This window comes from Psychrobacter sp. H7-1 (assembly GCF_904846585.1).
Taxonomy (GTDB): domain Bacteria; phylum Pseudomonadota; class Gammaproteobacteria; order Pseudomonadales; family Moraxellaceae; genus Psychrobacter; species Psychrobacter raelei.
Genome location: NZ_CAJHBH010000085.1, coordinates 1 through 2,651, shown reverse-complemented (window position 1 = coordinate 2,651; position 2,651 = coordinate 1). Strand labels below are relative to the sequence as shown.

Sequence of the window (2,651 nt, the reverse complement as noted above, 5' to 3'; positions counted from 1 at the left end):
AACCAAACGAGGATTCAAAAGAGTTTAGGCTATAAGTCGCCAAGACAGGTGTGGTTTGACTATTATCGTCAAGCTGCTTGATTCAAATCTCCCAAGTTTAACTGTACGGATTTGACGGCAGGGGTCACGGCGACTAAGTCCAAAATGTCAGGGCTATTCTGGCGGTTTTTGGTGATTGACGACCCTACGGTTAAACGTTTCATCATTCGCGATGCTGATTCGTTAGTCTCATATAAGGAGCGTGCGGCAGTCGCAGAGTGGACACAAAGTGGACAATGGTTTCATACTATGCGCGACTATTTCTCACATACTGAGCTGATATTGGCAGGGATGTGGGGAGGCTGTCATGGGGCTATCACCAATATGGAACAGAGGATAATTGACTTTTTAGCGGAATATACGCGCAGCAGTAATCGGGTCCTCGATCAGCATTTTTTGCGTTATGAGATTTATCCGATCCTTGTACATAGTGTATTGATGCACGACAGTCAAAATATTCAAGACCATGCTGTGCCGATGCCGATGCCAAAAGAGAAGACCCCACACGAGGAGTATCCAAACTTTCACATTGGCCGCAATATCGCCAGCCAACGGTTCAAGATCAAGGTGAATAAAAAGAATGTCAGCCATCTACAATGGGGCTTGATTGACGATACTGGAGCGCTGATATGTCAATATGAATTACCCATCAAAGATGAGAACTCTATCAGTGTCTATTTACCTGACGCTTATATGGATAAATTAAAAGCAAAAGACTATAGCGTAAAAGTGAGCTTTATCGACGAGTGATCTGGATGTCGACTCATCTCCTAAAGCCGCTTCTCTTTTGATAAATGATAACCCAAAAAAGCGCCTCCATGATGGAGGCGCTTTTTTGGTTAAGAGCTAATCAGACGATACTAGATAATATTGACATTGGGGTCAATATAGACCTGTGTCGAGGCGTCATCAGCTGACTGCCACGCATTATACATCTCACCACCTGAGGTCACTTGTCCAGTAGTAGACGAGCTATCCCCTTCTAGATTGACAGTATCATCACTATCATCTGTGGCAGAGATATCAGACTCGATATCTTCTACTGCTACGTTTGAGGTATTAGCACCAATACTACTAGTATCGATGATCTCCGGCTCCACGATATCAGCTAAGCTAAACTCGAATGCGGCATCGGCAAATAGCATCTCGCTACCATCCTCGAGTGTGGCGGTGCCTCGTCCAGCTTCCTGCACACCTTCTGCAGGCTGTCGCTCAACACCATCACTTTCGAGATTAATGGCAACAATACCGAGATCGGCTAGGCTAAAGAACTCGCCCTCATCCATCTCGCCGCTACCGTTGGCATCCTGCCAAGCACCAAACTCATCAAAGCGCTCGTCGTTGGCGTCAAAGACACCATCGCCGTTGCTATCAAAGCCGATGGCCAGGCCTTCTAGGTCAGTCGATCCACCGAACTCGGTGAAGGCATACTGATCAAGATCGCTTAGGCTACCATCACCATACTTGTTCCACATCAGGACACCATCTTCTGGTGCAGCCCAAGCGGTGGTATCCATCTCGCCGTCGAAGTTTACGTCCATATCAACCACGTCGTAGTCGAGATCGCCATTACCATTCAGGTCAAGAACAATGGGTTCAATTGTTTCAGGGCCAGTTATCTTTTCGACAGAGTCTATAACGTTTCCTTCACCATCTATCAAAGATGAAGTCACCTTCCCTGTAATATTAAAGGGAGTATCGTTATTAGCAACAGTAATCTTTAATGTTACAGCAAGATTTTCTCCGTCTGGGTTTTCAATTGTCCAGTTACTCCCATTTTTCACAACCTGAATATTGGAAGCGTTTCCTACACTGTATTCAACAATTTCAACAGTTGCACCATCAGGTATCCCTTCAAGAGTGACGTCAGAAAGCGTATCAACCTCACTACCAAGTTCAGCTGAGACCTCAACACGATACTCTTCCATTATTTCGGGGGCTGGGTTTCCATTACCTTCCCAATGCGCATCCCCAAATAAAACACCTTGAATGCTATTAGCAGCGCTATGCAAACTAACACCATTTTTCTGCACAATGGTACGGTCGTTCGTATTTATATCGTTATTTCGGTTGTTTGTACCAAAATTTACATTATAAACACTCGGATCATAATCACCATTTATAAAGATATAATCTGCCATCGCACCTGGCTCATTTGTGATGCGGTTACCATAAAAATTTCCAGCCAAAGGACCTGAGATGGCAAAGATATCCGTTCTATCTGGATCAGCTTGATTGATGTTATTGCCAAAATCACTGTAACGAATAACAGAAGAATTATTCCCTACAATAGTTGGAGCCGTGTCTCCATCTAACAAATAGATATTGATATCGCCTCCAATCGCAACGATGTTGCCATCTTGGATATCAAAACCACCTGAAACCGAGCTACCACCATTTATTTCGATAATACCTCCATTTGCTATATCAGATGGTAGTAACGAAACGGATAGATCAGGCTCAGTTGCTGACTGGGGCCGTAACACAACAGTGAAGTCTTTTGTGGTGTCAGCGCTGCCAGGGTTGCCCGCAGCATCTTCTGTGGTGACACTCGCTTCAATCACGCCATCGGTGTCAGCAACCAACTCGCTACCTGGAACATCGACGCTATA

At 44.9% G+C, this 2,651-nt stretch carries 2 protein-coding genes; one reads left to right on the top strand and one right to left on the bottom strand.

What is annotated here, in order from left to right:
• The first annotated feature begins 144 nt into the window (after nt 1-144).
• The gene (locus JMX92_RS13810) at nt 145-789 is read left to right on the top strand and encodes a hypothetical protein (RefSeq protein WP_201546135.1); all 645 of its coding nucleotides are present in this window, start codon (nt 145-147) and stop codon (nt 787-789) included.
• Nucleotides 790-899: 110 nt separating this feature from the next.
• Here the strand turns inward: JMX92_RS13810 and JMX92_RS13215 are convergent.
• On the bottom strand, nt 900-2,651 hold a 1,752-nt coding region (locus JMX92_RS13215), incomplete at its 5' end, for a hypothetical protein (protein WP_201546134.1).